Raw genomic sequence first — 17,680 nt, 5'->3', positions numbered from 1 at the left:
CTACTAGAAAGGATCACGGGGCATGACCTGAAACGGACTCGCCCAGCAGCCTGGCCAGACGCTGCCTCTGCTGCCGGCTCAGTATTCTGCTCCAAGGCTGAGTGCTCAGGCTTTCCCCCTCATGCATGGCCTTTCGCCGCAACTCCTGGACATAGCCCTGACCACAAGCCTTGGCATAAGGATCACCAGCGCACAGAACCGTTGCGTAATAGGCCAACTTGGCATTTGAACGCATCCGAGAGGAGAGAACGACACTACGCAAACGAAAGTTCAGGCGATGCCACCAGACAGGTCTGGGCTTATCCGTTGGCACCTCACGAACGGCCTCGACTGCCTTGACAGAGAAGCTCTCGCCATGACGCTGGAAGAATGTAGCAACCATGTGACGCCAGTAGTTCTTCCCGGAAAAGTAATGCTTGATCACCCCTCGAGACTCCGCTGGCCGTCCCAGATGCCTGGCAGCGACGCCCACCGCGAACTGCTCGATGACATGAATTCGGGGAACCATCGGATGCATGATATCGATGAGGTTCAGCGTTTCCTCCATCAGGCATGTGGCGTCCGCCTGAAAGCCCAGAACCCCAGAGTTGATCAGCAGCATGTGCCGGTCGACACCATGGTGTTGCGCCAGATAAGGCGCCAGCACGTCATGCAAATCCTCACCTTCGTACTCGTGCCACACGCCTTCGATTTCATCGACAAGCCACGGAGCCTGTGCAAGTCGCTCGAAAAGTTTCACCGGGGAGGCCAGAAAGAAGGTGTCAGTGTCGATGAAAATGCTTTGCTCGGCATACTGCAATGCATCACGGATGGCAGCAGCCTTACGCCGGTGCAGATAGGCCGCTGGCCCCGTCCAGGCCCTCAAAGTCTCCTGATCGAGCACGACAACCTCAACCGGCCAATCAATGAACTGAGCAGGCTCATCGGTGTAGAGCAGGATGCGTGGGCACGCTCCCTGCGCCTGATGCAATGCAGAAAGAATGCTGTACTTGGCCTCGAGGTGATACTCAGGCTTGCCGCCATAAACCAGATAGACCAGTTGCCTGGATACGCGCTCAGGCATCATCACACCCTCGCCTGCAGAAAGCGCACCACGCCTGGCAGTGACCAGAAACGAGCACGAGCGCCAGCATCGGTGAAACATACCGGCATACCCCCCGCTTGCGGTGGCTCGGTATTCGATGCAGCCAATAAGCAATCAGCAAGCGCCGCATCATCGCCGAAGGCAAACAAAGCCTCCGACTTACCCACCACCTCTGGCGCCCCGCCACAATCGGTCGCAAGCACCGGCACTCCGGCAGCCATCGCCTCCAACAACACCATGCCGAACGGCTCATGATCAGAGGTCAGGGCGAACACATCGAATGCGTTGAAATAGCGGCGTCCATTGGGCACCTGGCCACTGAAGCGCACCGAGTCGCTTATATCCAACTGCAGCGCCAGGGCCTTGAGATCGGATTCCAGACGGCCACTTCCCATGATCACCAGCAGACTACCCGCCGGCAGTTGTGGCAACGCCTGGGCGAAGCCGCGAATCAGCGTGGCCTGATCCTTGTCCGGATGCAGGCGGCCAACATTACCGACCACCCAGGCGTCCTGCGGCAGCCCCAGATGCTCACGGGCCGCTTCGCGGGAAACCTGCTCGGCCTGCACCGCCTCGACGTCAATACGGTTATAGAGGGTCTCGATACGCTCCGCTGGCCAATCCGGCAAACAGCTGCGCATGTCGTCACGCACGGCATTGGAAACACCAAGCAGCATCAGGCGCTTGCGGAAGAAGTTGGCGAACAGTTGGCGAGAACGGCGCTTGTAGTCGCCAAAGGCGTGGTGCACGCCAACCACCGGCAGGTTGCTGCCCAGCAGAGCAACGTAGATCGGCTTGAAACGGTGCGCGATGCACAGGGCGAAGTCGCGCGAGGCGGCGATCCGCCGCAAATCGCGGATGGCACCCAGTTTCAGGCCGCGCACCTGTGCACTGGAGTAATCGAGGAAGATCACCTCGTCGGAAGCCGAGCCGCGCTCGACCTCCTCCGACGGCTTGCCGGTCAGGTAGACCGTACAGACCTTGTAGGGCGTACCTTTGAACAGCACGGCGTACTGCCGGGCGCAATCCAAAAATGGGCCGTCATAGCCATGGCAGAACTGCAGAACCCAGCGCTGCGTTTGGCCATCTGCCTGCTCAGACGCCGTCATACCAATCCTTGCCATCCTTGACCACGAGCACATCTTCCATGATGAGGTACTGCAGATCCGAGCCGTAGAACATGTTCAGCGCGTCGGTCGGCGAGCAGATCATCGGCTCGCCACGACGATTGAGCGAGGTGTTCAGCGACACGCCATTGCCAGTCAGCTTCTCCAGCTCCAGCATCAGGTCATACCAGCGCGGATTGAAGCGGCGCTCCAGCACCTGAGCGCGCGAGGTGCCGTCTTCATGCACCACTTCGCTGACGCGCTCCTTCCACTCCTCGTTCACCTCGAAGGTGAAGGTCATGAACGGGCTCGGGTGATCGACCTTGAGCATCTTCGGCGCCACGGTATCGAGCATCGATGGGCAGAAGGGTCTCCAGCGCTCGCGGAACTTGATCTGCTCGTTGATGCGGTCGGCCACGCCCGGAATACTCGGGCAACCGATGATCGAGCGGCCACCCAAGGCGCGCGGCCCGAACTCCATGCGACCCTGGAACCAGGCTACCGGGTTGCCGTCGACCATGATTTTTGCGATGCGCTCAGCCGTGTTGTCGATGCGTTTGAACACCGGCTGGTTCGGGTGCTTGGCGCAGGCAGCGATGACGTCTTCGTTGCTGTACGAGGGGCCGAGATAGACGTGCTCCATCTTCTCCACCGGCACGCCACGCTTGTGCGAGACGTAGGCGGCGGCGCCGACGGCAGTGCCAGCATCGCCAGAGGCCGGTTGCACGAACAGCTCCTTGACGTCATCGCGGGCGATGATCTTCTGATTCAGCTTGACGTTCAGCGCGCAGCCACCGGCGAAGGCAATCTTGCCGGTCTCACGCAGGATGTCGCCCAGGTAGTACTCCATCATCTGCAGCGCCAGCTTCTCGAACAGCGCCTGCATGCTGGCCGCGTAATGGATGTAGGGGTCGTCGGCGATATCGCCCTCACGCTTCGGCCCCAGCCACTCGATCAGCTTGGGCGAGAAGTAGTAGCCCTTGCCGTTTTCCTTGTAGCGACGGAAACCGATGACGTTGGCGTACTCGGTGTTGATGATCAGCTCGCCGTTCTCGAACTTGGCCAGACGCGAGAAATCGTACTTGGCGGCATCGCCATAGGGCGCCATGCCCATGACCTTAAACTCGCCATCGAGCATCTCGAAGCCCAGGTACTCGGTGATCGCACCATAGAGGCCGCCGAGCGAATCCGGATCGTAGAATTCCTTGATCTTGTGGATCTTGCCGTTCTCGCCGTAGCCGAAGAAGGTGGTGGCGTACTCGCCCTTGCCGTCGATGCCGAGGATCGCGGTCTTCTCCTTGAAGCCCGAGCAGTGGTAGGCGCTGGAGGCGTGCGCCAGGTGGTGCTCGACCGGCTCGATCTTGACCTTCTTCAGGTCGAAACCGAGTTGTACCAGGCACCACTCGATACGCTTCTTGTAGCGTTTGTAACGACGGTTACCGAACAGGATGGCATCCAGGGCACGATCCGGCGCGTAGGCGTAACGCTTGGCGTACTGCCAGCGGGCCTTCTCGAAGATGCTGATGGGGGCGAAGGGAATGGCCACCACGTCAACATCCGCCGGCTTGATGCCGGCCTGTTCCAGGCAGAATTTGGCCGACTCGTAAGGCATGCGGTTCTTCGCGTGCTTGTCGCGCACGAAGCGCTCCTCTTCCACGGCCGCGATCAGCTTGCCGTCGATGTACAGCGCGGCGGACGGATCGTGACTGAGGGCGCCGGACAGGCCGAGAATGGTCAGTGCCACAGGTTTGAGCCTCTAATTCGGGCAGGTGCCAGGCACCTGCGGTAAACGTTGGTCGAGCAACTGGTGCAGAGCGGAATCCGCCGGCCAGTTGCGCAGAAAACGGGCGCGGTCGCGGGCGTAGGCCCGGGCGAAACTGCGCGTACTGCGATGCTGTCGCATGGCGTCCAGGTCGATCAGCGACCAGGCGCCCTGCGCGTCATCCCAGAACAGGTTGTGCCCCTTGAAATCACCATGACTGATGCGTTCACGCTGCATCGCTGCGAACAGTCGATCCAGCGCCAGCAGCTCGGTTTCCGGGGGGGTTGCCTGCTGGTATGCCTCAAAACGGGCGATTATATCCTGACCGCCACAATAGTCGGTAATCAGGTAGGCACGACCGCGCAGCCAGCACCAGCGCCGCTCGATCACGGCCAGCGGCGTTGGCGTGGTCAAGCCGAGCAGTTGCAGACGGTTACCCTCGCGCCAGCTATGCCAGGCGCGGCTGGGCCGCCAGAAGCGCTTGAGCCAGTGCAGCCAGTTCTTGACGTTGTAACGTTTGACCACCAGAGACCGACCTTCCACCTCGACACGTGCCACGGTGGCGGCGCCGCCGGTCTTGTAGATGTGCCCGGCCTCGATGCGAGTGTCCAGATCGGCCAGCAGCGGCTGCAGCGCCGGCTCTGCCTCACGGCGCACCACACGCAAGCCAAAAGCGCCAATCCGCGCGGCGAACAGGCTGCAATCGCGTGCGGTTTTCTTCAGGTAATCGCGCAGACGCCAACGCCGCACCTTGGCGATCTCGGCCTGGAGCATTTCCAGCGGCAGCGCGTGCTCGCCGTTGGCCAGCAAATAGTGGATCAGCAACTCTTCGAGAACGGCATCCAGCTCGGCCGGTAGCTGGGCGAAGAACACGCCGAGGTTTTCCAGCACGCGCGCACGCGACAGCGGCTGCCCTGGCGTTTCGCAGCGCACGCCGCCGCCGTCGATCAGATACAGGCGGCCTTCATGCCGCAGCAGGTTGTCCAGATGCAGGTCGGCCTGCCACAAGCCCTGAGCATGCATCTGCCCAATCGCCCCCAGCGCCTCGGCCAGCACCGCCTGTTGGGCATCGCTCAGCAGCGGCTCGCGTGCTGCCTGACGCCAAGCCTCCCAGAGGCTCTGCGCGCCTTCCAGGTAATCGAACAGCAGCCAACCGCCCTGCCCCTCGACGAAGCCCTGTACCAACAGCTCGGGGGTGACCAGTCCTTGTCCAACCAACAGCTCAGCACCCTCCAGCTCGCGCTGAAAGTGGCGCTGCGCCTTGCTGCCGACCAACAACTTGGCCAACACCTGGCGCCCCTGCCAGCGAGCCATACCGACATAACGCTGTCCCGGCAACACTCGCAGCAGGCGCTCGATGACCAGAGGCTCACCCGCAACCTCCAGTGTCAACGGCAACTCGGGCGTTCGTCCGGCTACCGACAAGTTCCTCAACTGCATCAAGAACGGTTCCTCGACCTGATATGTAGGCTCAAGCGCAACAGTTTACCCAGATAACGCCAGCGCAGCGCCTGCGTGGGGCTTAGTTTAAGGGCACACAGGTAATAACGCCGAGCCTCGGCACGATGATCAAGGCGCCAGGCCGAACGAAAAAGGGACAGGTAACTCTGCGCACGAAAACGTCCAACCAGCGACTGGCACTCGGCAGGCAGACGGGCAAAAACCTCGTCCACCAGACGCATGGTCGCCTGCTCACCCGGAACACGACGACGTACGCTGTCAGCATGCTTGTGGATACGCACGAGCGGATGCGGCAGCGTCACCACACGGGCTCGCGCCAGCACACTGGCGAACACGGGGATATCTTCTCCGGCCTCGAATCCCTGCGGATAGGGATACTGCAGCAGCAGGTCACGCAGAAACAGCGTCGAACCATGGGCAACGCTGACCCACTTGCGCAACAGATAGAGGGAAATCACTTCGCGGGGGCCGAGCGCATGCATCGGTACCGGAAGTTGCACACGACTGCGGCCATCGGCATGGCAGGTGATACGTCCGGCCAGGATCATCTCCACCGTCGGCTGGGCTTCGATCAATGCCTTCAATCGCTGCAAGGCACCGGGCAACAATTCATCATCGGCATCGAGCGGCAGCACGAAACGCCCCTGCGCCGCAGCGATGCCACGGTTGCGCGCCGCCGCAGCGCCAGCATTGGCCTGCGCCAGCACCCGCAGACGCGGCGCACGCAGGCAGAAATCCGCCAGTACCTCAGCCGTAGCGTCGGTGGAGCCGTCATCCACCACGATCAACTCGATATCGTCCGCCAGTTGCTCGCGCACCGACTCGAGTGCACGCGGCAGCATCGAGGCGTAGTTGAAAGTCGGGATGACCACGCTGATCAGATACTCAGACGCACGCTGCGGCACGACCTCATGGACAGGGGCTGTCATGCTGAACCGCCAGAGATGGAAACTACCTGTAACAGCATATGACGCTCAAAAGGACGGGGCGAAACCAGTTGCGGACATGCTCACCGTGCGCCCCTCAGCCAGGCGCGCAGACGTGTGGCTTGATTACGCCAGCGCTGCATGCGCTTGCGCCACTTGATGAGCCGAAGCGACAGCCAGATCGGTCGACGCCACTGCTTTTCCAGCGCGGCGATCAACTCGCGCTCCTCGGGACGATGCTGCTGCAACAAGGCGATGTTCTCCTGCGCGTAGCAGCGCAGGCCATCGCGTGGCAACAACACATTGGCGACCAGCGCCGGCGTCAACGCCAGGGGAAACGCCTCGGCCTCCTGCAACTTGCCCAGCGCATGCAGCGTCGTCATGGTGCGCAGACACTTCTCGCAGCGGCAGCAGTTGTAGGTACCTTCGACACGCCCCCAGCACACTCGCAGGTAACGCAGCGCCAGCGGCTGGTCGGCCAGGGCGATGATCTTGTCGACCCGCTCGGCCTCGCAGGCATCATGCACCACGCTCAGGCGCTCATCGGAGAACAGCGGATCGGTGTCGAGCCAGGAGCCCCAGGGTTTCTGGCCCTTGAGGCTGTGGGTGCCAGGAACGCGGATCTCGCCGAACGCTCCCGCCAGGGCCCGAGCCACGCTCATCAAGGCAAAACCATGCCCATGCAGCGGCCAGGAGCCAAAATCCTCGAGCACCTTGGCCAGGTTGCTTTCCACCTGAACGAAACGCATACCCATGCTCGATGCGACCGCTTCACCCATGCTGGCAATGGCCTGGCGCCTGGGCCAGTCATCCAGGCGCACATCGAAGCCATGGATGTAGATCAGATCGGTCAGTTCCTCGCGCCCCTTGAACAGCGTGTAGAAGGAGTCCACGCCGCCCGAGAAGAACGCGCCACGCCGCTCGCCAGGCATCGCTGCTTCAGCCAGGTAGAGTTCGTCGGCCGTGATATCGACGACCTCGAAGGGCTCGAAGTGCTGCGCGAACAGTGCCATGACCTGCCGCAAGCCATTCAGGAAGGTGGCCGACAAGCGCCCCTCGACATGCAGCGGACGGCGCAGGCTCATCGCCGCGAGCAGCGCCATTGGCACCACGGCCTCCATGCCGGGCTGGCGAACCAGATCGCAGCTGCGGATGAACACGTCATAGTGACGCTCGCCCAGATCGACGCGGTAGACGACCTCGGACGGATGCTGCGGGGCGTCCGACCAGTCGCAGCGCAACTCAGACAATCTGATCGTCATGCGTCTTCCCCATGTACGCGGGCGAAGGCGGTGGAAAAGCCTGCGGCGATCTCCGCCTTCAACGGCTCGATATCCAGCGCCTGTGGCGACCAGTCGATCCGCCGACCCAGCCAGTGATTGCGCAAGCGCGCCAACGCGCCACGCTGATGCACGTAATGAATGCCCACCAACTCGTCGATCAGTTGTACCCGGTAGTCGCCACGACGCTCGATGTCGTAGAGGAAGACCACGGGGATCCCCATGGCGATGCAGGGCATGGCGCAATGAATCTTCGAGGTGATCACCAGTCGCGCCCGCTGTCGATACTGATCGAGTAGTTCGGCCGCCAGGGCACGCTTCAGCTCGCCATTGGTAATCGGCAGACGCACCCGTGCCTGGTCGACAGTCACCGCTCCCCTGCGCAGCGATCTGGGCACGGCCTGGCGGGCAGCAGGTGTAAGGCCGACCAGAAACACCTCGCCCTTCTCCGGCTCGTGTTCGCGGCGCGGCAAGGTCAGGCTGATGCAGCGGCTGTAGTAGGTGTCGATGCCATGCTGGTCGAGCAATGCCTGGGTACCACGGTCGCGGCAGCCAATCGGCTGCCAACGGCGCAGATACTCCAGGCTGGGCGCCGCGCACAACCAATCCTGCGCTTCGGCGGCCAGGTGGAAGGCGTAGAACACCGGCCGCACCGCAGGGGATGGCGGCCAGTTCCGTGTGTTCATGAAGTAGCCATTCATCGGCACGGTACAGGGCGTATCCACGCGATCCAGGGATTCACGATCGACGTAGCCGTCGACTCGCGGTACCAGGCGAGCGACCGCCAGGGTCTGGATATCGTCGCCCAGGTTGAAGCTGTCGGCGAATACCGCCCCGGTGTAATCAAGCAGACGGATCTGGCTCAAGGCCCACTCCCACTTTGTTCAACAGTTTCCTGACACGACGGCGCCATTTACGCCACTTGAGGATCATCCGGTTACGCCATTGCGGCCGCTCGAGCACCTCGCGCCAGGCCTGCGCGAGCGCACTTTCACCCTGACCGCACGCTTGCAACAGACGTAGGTTGTCGTGGGCGAAGGTGGCCAGGCTGGTGTCATGGATGACCAGCTCACGCACCTGTCGACTCTCTACCTGCGTGGGGAAGGTCGCACATTGCCCCAGCACACCGAGCGCCTGCAGGCTGGTCATGGTGCGCAGGCACTTCTCGCAGCGCCCACAGTTGTAGCGCCCCGCGACGCGCTCCCAACATACGCGCAGGTGCTCCAGGGCCAGGGGATCGCCGGCCAGCGCACGGATCTTGTCCACGCGCCCGGCCTCGCAGCCGTCGTGGATGACCTCCAGGCGCTCATCGGAAAACAGCGGATCGGTCAGCGGATGCGATGCCCAGGGCATCAGCTCGGCCGTGGCGAATGACGAGGGAATGTAGATACGCCTCAGGTAGCCGGCCAGGTGGCGCGCCGCGCTGCCCAGACCATAACCGTGCGCATGCGCCCCCCAGCGCCCGAAATCACGAAACAGCCGTATGGCATTGGTTTCCAGTTCGATGAAACGAACGCCACAGGCCTGTTGCAGGGCACGCCCCATGGCGCTGACCTGCTCACGACGCATGCGATCGTCGAGATCGACGTCGTAGCCATGCACGAAGACCAGATCGGTGATCTCGTCGCGATGCTTGAGAAAGGTATAGAAGGAGTCCACACCGCCGGTGAAAAAACAGCCGACGCGCCCTGTTCCAGCCGTAGCAGGACAGCCCTCCCGCAAGGTGCTGGCCACGATGGGCACGAGACGATAACGCTCGAACCATCCGCCGAACACCTGCATGAGTTGTCGCTGGTTCTCCAGGTAACGCGGCGAGATCGGCCCGACCACCTGCAACTCGCGACGCAGACTCATCGCCCCCAGGGCCAGCATCGCCAGGGTGCTCTCGCAGTCGGCCGTCAGCTCAAGTTGCGCACAGTCGAAGTAGACGCGGTAGCGACACTCGGCCAATTGCAGGTCGTAGTCGATGCGCGAACCGTGACGCGTGCCAGGCTCGACCCGCAGCGCCTGGCGTGACGCCTGTTCGGCTTGGCCGTAGCTCATCGCGCCCCTTCCCGGGCGATGACCTCGCAGAAGTAATCGGGATCGTCGATCATGTACGAGGTGCTCTCGGCGCTGGGCCGATAGACCTTTCCATCGGCCGTCAACTGATCGCAATTGAAACAGACACAGGCGCGCGAGCAGCCGCTGATCCAGCACTGAACCTCGCGCACATAGTCGAGCGCGATGCGCTCCATACGGTCGACCTTGTAGGACGCCTTGAGCAGGATCACCTCACCAGCCAAGGCGGTATCGGCAATCAGCCGACGCAGGGCGACGATATCCTCGACCAGAACCAGGTTCGTGCCGAGTTCGTCTCCCTCCAGGGGCTTGATATTGAGCTCTGGATGGCCAAGAAATATGACGCGCTCGGCGTACTGACGAGCCAGCCGATAGGCCTGGCGATAACGGCTACCCTGCGCACCGGCATAATCGGAAAGTTTGCCGATGACGATGGTCTTGCGCGGCACCTGGTGGAACAGATCCATCTGCGCAAACGCAAGATCCAGCGTCGAATAAGGCGCCTTGACGGTATCGCAGATGAAGGTCGGCGCTCCCGGATTGACGTGCAACGAGCAACGCCCCGGCAGTTGCACGAACTGTCGCCCGCGCTCGGCCAGACGCGCCAGGGGAATGCCCGCCTGATGGGCGCAGGCGATGCTGGCCAGCGCCGGCACCAGCAGATGACGCCCCAACAGGGCGAAATCGAACTCGGCCTCCTCCTGCCCAGCCCGGCAACGGAAACGCAGGCGACCAACCTCGGATTGGCGGATATCCAGCGCGCGATAATCGGCACCCTCTGACTCGCCGTAGGTACGCACCTGTGCCGCCGGAATCTGCTCACGCATGGCGAGCACTTGCGGGTCATCGGCATTAAGCAGCACGAGGCCGCCGCGGCGCGCGGCATTGAGCGCAAGGTTGATTTTCTCGCGCGCGGTGGCGCCCGGGTCTCGGAAACTGGTGCGGTGATCGCTGGCGATGACCGTGATGATCGCCACGTCCGGCTGCACCAGCTCGCAGACAGTGTCGAGCACGCCCGGCGCGTGGCCACTGATCTCGAAGACGCCAAAGCGCGCCTGCGCAGGAAACCTGGCCAGGCGCGGTGCAATCATCTGCTCCGTGTTCTCCAGCATGGACAGGGCGGCAGGCTGATCCTCGCTGAGCATGTGAAAGACCAGAGCACTGGTGGTGCTCTTCGCACCACTACCGGTCACACCCACCATGCGTACATCCGGCCGTTCAGCGCGTCGTTTCAGCGCCAGTCGCCGGTGAATATCGGCGCGAGTGAGCTTGCGCCCTTCGAGCAGGCGCGCCTTGAGTTTGATCAGGGAAAAGTAGAGATTCATCAGTGGCTCGGTTCATGACGGACATCATGTTGTTATTGTTTGCCATCACACAGCGCACTGACCGCTAACGCGTGGCCTTGTAGCGGCTGCGCTGCGACAGCTCGTGCAGCCAGCGCTGCATGGATGTCTCATCGCCCAGGTAACTCTGCAGGAAAATCTGCAGCTCGTCGCGCCCCCAGTGATGACCGGCCCGCCTGAACAGGGGCTCGATGTCCTTGATCCGATCACGCCGTCCCAGCAACAGCGGGCGTGTCTTCTCAAGGTCGATCAGTTGCGCCTCGAAGAGGCCGCCCTGTTCACGCAGGAAGATGTGCTTGGGATAGAAACAGCCATGCATCTGTCCAGCTTCGTGCAAGCGGCGCGCCAGATCGCCACAGGCCTGCACGATGGCGGTACGCCGCGGTGGCTCCAGTGCGCCCCAGTCAGCCAGCCAATGGTCGAGATCCTGCCATCCGTCCAGGGCGCGGGTCAGCAGTATGGCCCGGCGCTCACCTGGTACCCGGCGCTCGGCGAAAAATGCCGCTTGCAGGGCCGGGATGTGCAGCTCGGCATAACGCCGGATATTGCGGAACTCACGGGCGAAGGTCGGTTCGCCGAAAGGATGCAGCAACGTACGGGTCAGGTGATTGCTTTGCCGTTTCAGGTAGAAAGCGCGCTCATCCAGCTCCAGGCGATAGACACTGCTCCAGCCACCGCGCTCAGTATTGGGCTCGTCCACGGCTTCCAGCTTCAATGCCCACAACGCATCGAAACCAGCCAGCCCGTGACGTTCGAGCAAGGCACGATCCTGCGCCGCCATGAAATCCGTCATTCACGCCCCTCGAAGAATTTGAGGATCTGCAACACCCGACGCTTGTCACCCTCGCTCAAACGCCTGCGATCGCGGTACTGCAGGTAGAAACGCAGGCGTTGCGTACGCGACAACACGCGCTTGGCGACTTTGTCCAGACACGCCAGATCCTTGATGATGCGATAACGCAGCAACGGCCCCCACCAGAAACTGCCGGTAGGGCAGTCGATAAAGAACAGCTCGGCCTTGTCATTGACCAGAAGATTGCGCCACTTCAGATCGTTATGGGTGAAGTGATGCTCATGCAGGGTGCGCGTTCCCTGAGCCACCTGCTGACTGACATGCAAGACCCATCCACGGTCAGCCAGGCGCTGATCCTCATACTCAACGATTTCGGCCAGATTGAGGGTGTTCTCCAGCTCGCGGGTTACCAGCGCGCCGCGTACGAATGCGCCGGCACTGCGTTCGAGGCCATAAGCCACGATAGGAGCGGTAGGAATGCCCCATTTGGCGAACAATTTCAGGTTCTGCCACTCAGCCTTGACTCGCGGACGCCCCAGGTAGCGGCGCAGACCTTTACCTGCCCCCCGGTAGCGCTTGACGTAATAGCGAACTCCCTCGATTTCCACCCGTATGACTTCGGACAGAGGATCGGAGGTCAACCGCTCACCGTGCAATTCGAAGACGGCTTCCAGGCTACCGAAAGCGCTGAGCAAGGAACCGCTGACGTCATGCTTCCACGCCGACATGACTAAGGCCTCGCCACGGCAGGGAACTCCCGCAGTACACGGCCGAGAGGAATGAAGGGGCGCCAGATCGTTTTCCCCATCCACTTGAATGTGAAAACAGGATGAACGACCTGATTCAACGCGTTAAAACCCGGGCGCCAGGTAAAGTCTGGACGCCGTCGGGTGATGGTGAACGTGCGCAAGCCAAGCAGTGACCCTAGATGACCGCCACCCGAGTCGTTGCTGATGACGATCGAGCAGGTGCGCAGGTAGTCGACCAAGCCTTTGAGGTCTGCAAAGGCATGGACGACAACCTCGGGATACTGCGATTGCAGTGCTGCCTGTTCTGTAAGAGTCCCCACGAACTCCACCTGCCAACCTTTCGCCGCGAGTCTAGCGGCAAGGCGCCTGAAACCTCGGACTGAGTAGTTCTTGCTGGCATGGGGTGTGGTTGGAAAGATCGCCACGCGACGATCGGCATCCTTTGCCGTGTCCGGCAGCGCTTGGAGGCCGGCAGGCGTCGTGGATATATCCAGCCCGAGTACCTCCGCGGCATAGAGATCAATCCATTGCACCATGGTTTTGCCGGCCTTGGGATCACGACAGATCACGTTGTGGGCACCCGCAACGGAGCGCCCCTCCAGCAATACGGGGCGTTGGTCGAGCGAGTATCGGGCAGGCAATTTCTTGCCCGCCAGGTAGGCAACGTTATCCAGGGCCGCAGTGTTTCCAGAGTCTGATTTTTCCACGTACCAGTCGATGGCACAGATCACTAGGTCATGGCATTCAGCCAGCGCAGGCACGTCAGGCTTGCCCCCTCCGATAACGTCTAGCCCCGGAAGATAATCACGCAGAGCGAACAACGATCCAGATGCCAAAACAACCTGCGCCCCGGCGGCCTGCAAGCGCCAGGCGAGCCATAGAAACAACGTGGTATCTCCAAGCGCAGGACACGGCACAAGCGCCACTTTCATACCTGCACGGATCAACACCTTTCTTTCCGACATCTACAGTCGATCTCCATAACGCAGCTTACGCTCATACAGTTTGGCCGCCTTGCGCTCCAGCCAGGCCAGCAGGCTTGCCTCCTCGCGCAGCACCTGACGCAAGGGACCCTGAAAGTAGGTGCGCAGAAAGCGCAGCTTGTCGCGGCGGGTCAGGCCGATGTCCAATGCCGAGAAATACAGGGCGGCCAGATCCTTGTCGCGCCAGCGGCGGGGCACCGCGTCACGCACCTGGGCGCGGTGCAGGTCGATCACCGACAGGCGCAGGTCGCTGGCCTGGATCGGCCGGTCGCTGTGCAGCAGAAAGTGACAGATATAACAGTCGCGGTGGTTGACTCCGGCGCGGTGCATGCCGCCGGTCATCTGCGCCACTCGTTCGATCAGCGCCCATTTGAGTGCCGGCTTGGGCGGTTGCTCGGCCCAGTTGAGGCTGAGCTGCTCCAGGTCGACGGTAGGCGCCAGTTCCTCGGTGACGATGAACGAGTGCTGGCGTGCAGGATTGGCGCCGCGCTCACCATAGGCCACGGCGGTCATGGTCGGCACGCCGGTCTCGGTCAGACGCTGAATCGCCCGCCACTCCTGGCCAGCCCCCAGCACCGGTGCCTTGGCCGTCAGCAGGTTCTTGGCGATCTCGCTCCAGCCAATGCCGCGGTGAATCTTGACGAAGTAGCCACGGCCATCGACCTCGGTGCGCAAGGTGCGGCGCCCCTCCAGCTCACGATAGACCTGGCCCTGCAGCGCCTCGACAGCCTCGAAGGCATCGCGACCGGCCCACAGGCGCTTGAACGGCTCGGCGAGGATCAGCTTCACGCGTGTTTCTCCGCGAGAATCACGTCGGCGGCCTTCTTCGGCATCGAGTACAGGTCGGCGCTGTCCGCATAGGCCAGGCCATTACGCCGCCAGAATGTGCGGCGCTCGGGGTCGGCGAGCATATCGGCGAGCATGCGGTTGAGGTGCTCCTGCTCGAAGGGGCTGGGCACGACCCGGCCGCAATCGGCATCGGCGATGTAATGCGCGTAGCCGCAGACATCAGTGACCAGCACCGGCAAGCCGGACACCAGCGCCTCGAGAAGCACGGTGCCGGTGTTCTCGTTGTAGGCCGGATGGATCAGCAGGTCGGCGCCAAGCAGGAAGCGCGGAATGTCGCTGCGGCCCTTGAGAATCTGCACCTGATCGGACAGGCCCAGCGCCTTGATCTGCAGCAGGAAGGGCTTGGGATCGTCCTGGCCAATGGCGATCAGACGCGTGCGCTTGCGCAGTTCACGTGGCAACGAGGCCAGTGCCTTGAGGCTGCGATCCAGGCCCTTGGTCTTGAAACCGGAGCCGATCTGCACCAGCAGCAGATCATCGTCGGCCAGCTTGAACTCACGGCGGAATTCGGCGCGAATTTCGGCGGCATTGGCCGGCGCACGGCGATCCTGAGCAATGCCCGGCGGCAACAGGTGGAAACGCTGCAGCGGGGTCTTGTAGTGCTTGATGAACAGCGGCTGCTGCACTTCGGAGATCATCAGGATCTCGGTTTTCGACTCCGGCGCGAACACTGCGCGCTCGTACTCGGCGAAGTGCTTGTAGCGGCCCCAACGGCGATAGATCGGGTTGCGCAGAGTCTGCGCCTTATCCTCGAAACAGCCATCGGCGGCGTAGTACACGTCGAGGCCCGGCATCTTGTTGAAGCCGATCACCCGGTCGACCGGGTCGCGCTTCAGATCGGCCTGCAGCCAGGCGCTGAATTTCTCGTTGCGGCGGTGGTTGAACAGCGCCCGCACCGGCGCCACGCGCACGTCGAAGCCTGCAGGGTTATCCCCTTCCCAGATCGGCGTGTAGACGCGAATGGCATGGCCGCGCGCCTGACACTCCAGGGCGATGCGCATGAAATCGCGCTGTAGCCCGCCGAACGGGAAGTATTTGTAGAGAACGAAGGCCAGTTGCATAGCCGCTCCTTAAAGGGTGCCGGGAGGCGCGAGCAGCAGCGCCTCCAGTTCCAGGCCGACGCGCTCGGCGCCGAGGCCATCGAAGCAGGGCTTGTCACGGTCGCCGCAGCCGGCGTTCGGGCCGCTGGCGCACAGGTGAATCTGGCTACGGCCGTAGGCGCCCACCTTGCCGGGCAGGGTCGGGCCGTAGAGGGAAATGTTCGGCACATCCAGCGCAGCAGCCAGATGGCCGAGGCCAGTGTCGACGGAGACGCAGGCGCTGGCGCCAGCGATCACCTTGGCCACACCGGCCAGGTTCAGCTTCGGCAGCACAGCGGCATGCGTCAGGCCGGCCGCGATGCGTTCGGCGCGAGCCTTTTCCGCCTCGTTGCCCCAGGGCAGGCGTACCGCCCACCCCATCTCGTCCATACGCTCGGCCAGCGCACGCCAATCGGCCTCCGGCCAGTGCTTGCTGGCCCAGGTGGTGCCGTGCAGGAACACCAGATAAGGCTGCGCCGGAGCATCCATCATCGCCGCACGGTTCAGCCCGTAATCACCCGTGGCGGCCGGCAAGGGGTAGTCCAGCGCCTTGGCGAATAACTGACGCACGCGCTCCAGCGCGTGCTGATCCTTGGGCACCGCGTAGCGACGGTCGTAGAAACGGCTGGCCAGCGGCTCACGTGCCGAGTCGCGATCCAGCCCGGCCACTGGCGCCGACACATAGCGTGTCAACCAGGCGCTCTTGAGCAGGCCCTGGGCGTCGATCACCAGGTCGTAGCGGGTTTCGCGCAGGCGTTTCTTGAAGCGCGCCCACTCACCACTGCGCCAGGTGCGCAGCGGATGCTTGCGCCAACGACGGACGGCCACGGGAATCACCTGAGAAACCGCTGGGTGCCAGGCGGGAATCTCGGCGAAGCCCTCTTCCACCACCCAATCGAAGCGGATGCCGGGTATCGCACGAGCCGCGTCGGTCAATGCCGGCAGGGTATGCACCACGTCGCCGAGCGACGAGGTCTTGATGATCAGCACCCGCAAATCAGTCGCCCTCGACCAGAATCAGGGCATCGCCGACCAGCCGTTCCAGCGCCTCGATCACGGGCTGCGGCTCAAGCTCACGCAGGCAGTTGTAGTGGCCGTAACGACAGGTGCGCTCGAAGCAGGGGCTGCACTCCAGCCCCAGACGAACGATTTCGACACGGTCGGCCAGCGGCGGGGTGAAGCCCGGCGAGGTGGAGCCGTAGACCGCCACCAGCGGCCGGTTCAGCGCCGCTGCCACGTGCATCAGGCCGGAATCGTTGGACACCACGGCAGTGGCGGCCGACATCAGGTCGATGGCCTCGGCCAGGCTGGTCTGCCCGGACAAGTTGCTGACTTCCTCGCGCAGGCCGGGAATCAGGCGCAGGCGAATGTCTTCGCCACCGGCATGGTCATTCTTCGAGCCGAACAGCCAGACCTGCCAGCCTTCGCGAATCTTAGCCTCGGCTACCTTGGCGTAATGCTCGGCCGGCCAGCGCTTGGCCTCGCCGAACTCGGCACCTGGGCACAGCGCGAGCACCGGGCGATCCAGTTGCAGGTCGAACTTGGCCAATGCCGCGTCGCGGCTGGACTCGTCGATCTGCAAGCGCGGCTGCGGATAGGGCTGCGGCAACACAGCCCCCGGCTCATAGGCCAGCGCCATGAAACGCTCGATCATCAACGGATAGCGAGCCTTGTCCAGCGTGCGGATATCGTTGAGCAGGCCGTAGCGCATCTCGCCTTTCCAGCCGGTGCGCTTGGGGATGCCGGCGAACCAGGGCACCAGGGCGGACTTGAGCGAGTTGGGCAGCAGGATGGCCTGATCGTACTGACCGACCAGCGACTTGCCGATGCGCCGGCGCGTGGCCAGGTCGAGCACACCGTGGCCCAACGGCAGACTCAGCGCGGCGCGCACCTCGGGCATGCGCTCGAGGATCGGCCGGCTCCAGTCCGGTGCCAGCACGTCGATCTCGCAATCGGGATGGCGCTGCTTCAGGCACAGGAACAGCGTCTGCGCCATCACCATGTCGCCTACCCAGCTGGGGCCGATGATCAGTATCTTCATATCTTTTCCAGAAACGACCGGGGAGGCTCAGAGCCCGCCTGCAATCAGCTGCGCGTCGGTCATGCGTCGTTGCAAAGGGCCTCGGGCGTTCATTTACCGCAGTAAACTCACGCCCTCGTCCCTGTTGCGCCTAGCCTGACTCTAACTCACAAGATTGCCGGCG

16 protein-coding genes are annotated in these 17,680 nt (G+C 62.7%); all 16 read right to left on the bottom strand.

What is annotated here, in order from left to right:
* Nucleotides 1–13: 13 nt before the first annotated feature.
* The 16 genes from ACODS1_RS07235 to waaF all read right to left on the bottom strand — a co-directional run bounded on the left by ACODS1_RS07235 (nucleotide 14) and on the right by waaF (nucleotide 17,517).
* Nucleotides 14–1,066 (bottom strand): hypothetical protein, encoded by a 1,053-nt coding sequence (locus ACODS1_RS07235; RefSeq protein ID WP_489085090.1) that lies wholly within the window; start codon nucleotides 1,064–1,066, stop codon nucleotides 14–16.
* Complete coding sequence (locus ACODS1_RS07230) at nucleotides 1,066–2,193, bottom strand: glycosyltransferase (protein WP_489085089.1); 1,128 nt, start codon at nucleotides 2,191–2,193, stop codon at nucleotides 1,066–1,068. Before ACODS1_RS07230 ends, ACODS1_RS07235 begins: the two co-directional genes overlap by 1 nt.
* Nucleotides 2,180–3,934, bottom strand: a complete 1,755-nt coding sequence (locus ACODS1_RS07225; RefSeq protein WP_489085088.1) for a carbamoyltransferase family protein — start codon at nucleotides 3,932–3,934, stop codon at nucleotides 2,180–2,182. The genes ACODS1_RS07230 and ACODS1_RS07225 overlap by 14 nt, the downstream gene beginning before the upstream one ends.
* Before the next feature lie 12 nt (nucleotides 3,935–3,946).
* Nucleotides 3,947–5,392, bottom strand: a complete 1,446-nt coding sequence (locus ACODS1_RS07220; RefSeq protein WP_489085087.1) for a lipopolysaccharide kinase InaA family protein — start codon at nucleotides 5,390–5,392, stop codon at nucleotides 3,947–3,949.
* Complete coding sequence (locus ACODS1_RS07215) at nucleotides 5,392–6,342, bottom strand: glycosyltransferase family 2 protein (RefSeq protein ID WP_489085086.1); 951 nt, start codon at nucleotides 6,340–6,342, stop codon at nucleotides 5,392–5,394. Before ACODS1_RS07215 ends, ACODS1_RS07220 begins: the two co-directional genes overlap by 1 nt.
* A gap of 80 nt (nucleotides 6,343–6,422) precedes the next feature.
* Nucleotides 6,423–7,601 (bottom strand): hypothetical protein, encoded by a 1,179-nt coding sequence (locus ACODS1_RS07210; RefSeq protein WP_489085085.1) that lies wholly within the window; start codon nucleotides 7,599–7,601, stop codon nucleotides 6,423–6,425.
* A complete protein-coding gene (locus ACODS1_RS07205; RefSeq protein ID WP_489085084.1) occupies nucleotides 7,598–8,485 on the bottom strand; it encodes a polysaccharide pyruvyl transferase family protein in 888 nt (295 codons plus the stop codon). Before ACODS1_RS07205 ends, ACODS1_RS07210 begins: the two co-directional genes overlap by 4 nt.
* On the bottom strand, nucleotides 8,463–9,662 hold the full coding sequence (locus ACODS1_RS07200; RefSeq protein WP_489085083.1) for a hypothetical protein: 1,200 nt from the start codon (nucleotides 9,660–9,662) through the stop codon (nucleotides 8,463–8,465). Before ACODS1_RS07200 ends, ACODS1_RS07205 begins: the two co-directional genes overlap by 23 nt.
* On the bottom strand, nucleotides 9,659–11,005 hold the full coding sequence (locus ACODS1_RS07195) for a Mur ligase family protein (protein WP_489085082.1): 1,347 nt from the start codon (nucleotides 11,003–11,005) through the stop codon (nucleotides 9,659–9,661). The genes ACODS1_RS07200 and ACODS1_RS07195 overlap by 4 nt, the downstream gene beginning before the upstream one ends.
* A gap of 64 nt (nucleotides 11,006–11,069) precedes the next feature.
* Nucleotides 11,070–11,816, bottom strand: coding sequence for a lipopolysaccharide kinase InaA family protein (locus ACODS1_RS07190; RefSeq protein ID WP_489085081.1), 747 nt, complete (start codon nucleotides 11,814–11,816; stop codon nucleotides 11,070–11,072).
* Nucleotides 11,813–12,544: a lipopolysaccharide kinase InaA family protein gene (locus ACODS1_RS07185; protein ID WP_489085080.1), complete on the bottom strand. Its 732-nt coding sequence runs from the start codon at nucleotides 12,542–12,544 to the stop codon at nucleotides 11,813–11,815. Before ACODS1_RS07185 ends, ACODS1_RS07190 begins: the two co-directional genes overlap by 4 nt.
* 2 nt (nucleotides 12,545–12,546) lie before the next feature.
* Nucleotides 12,547–13,530 (bottom strand): glycosyltransferase family 9 protein, encoded by a 984-nt coding sequence (locus ACODS1_RS07180; protein WP_489085079.1) that lies wholly within the window; start codon nucleotides 13,528–13,530, stop codon nucleotides 12,547–12,549.
* Nucleotides 13,531–14,337, bottom strand: a complete 807-nt coding sequence (gene rfaP, locus ACODS1_RS07175) for a lipopolysaccharide core heptose(I) kinase RfaP (RefSeq protein ID WP_489085078.1) — start codon at nucleotides 14,335–14,337, stop codon at nucleotides 13,531–13,533.
* Nucleotides 14,334–15,458, bottom strand: coding sequence for a glycosyltransferase family 4 protein (locus ACODS1_RS07170; RefSeq protein ID WP_489085077.1), 1,125 nt, complete (start codon nucleotides 15,456–15,458; stop codon nucleotides 14,334–14,336). The genes rfaP and ACODS1_RS07170 overlap by 4 nt, the downstream gene beginning before the upstream one ends.
* Nucleotides 15,459–15,467: 9 nt before the next feature.
* On the bottom strand, nucleotides 15,468–16,472 hold the full coding sequence (gene waaC / locus ACODS1_RS07165) for a lipopolysaccharide heptosyltransferase I (protein ID WP_489085076.1): 1,005 nt from the start codon (nucleotides 16,470–16,472) through the stop codon (nucleotides 15,468–15,470).
* A 1-nt stretch (nucleotide 16,473) separates the two neighbouring features.
* Nucleotides 16,474–17,517: a lipopolysaccharide heptosyltransferase II gene (gene waaF / locus ACODS1_RS07160; protein ID WP_489085075.1), complete on the bottom strand. Its 1,044-nt coding sequence runs from the start codon at nucleotides 17,515–17,517 to the stop codon at nucleotides 16,474–16,476.
* Nucleotides 17,518–17,680 lie beyond the last annotated feature (163 nt).

The organism is Pseudomonas sp. FG29 (genome assembly GCF_057809355.1).
This window is presented reverse-complemented; position numbering and strand designations above follow the sequence as displayed.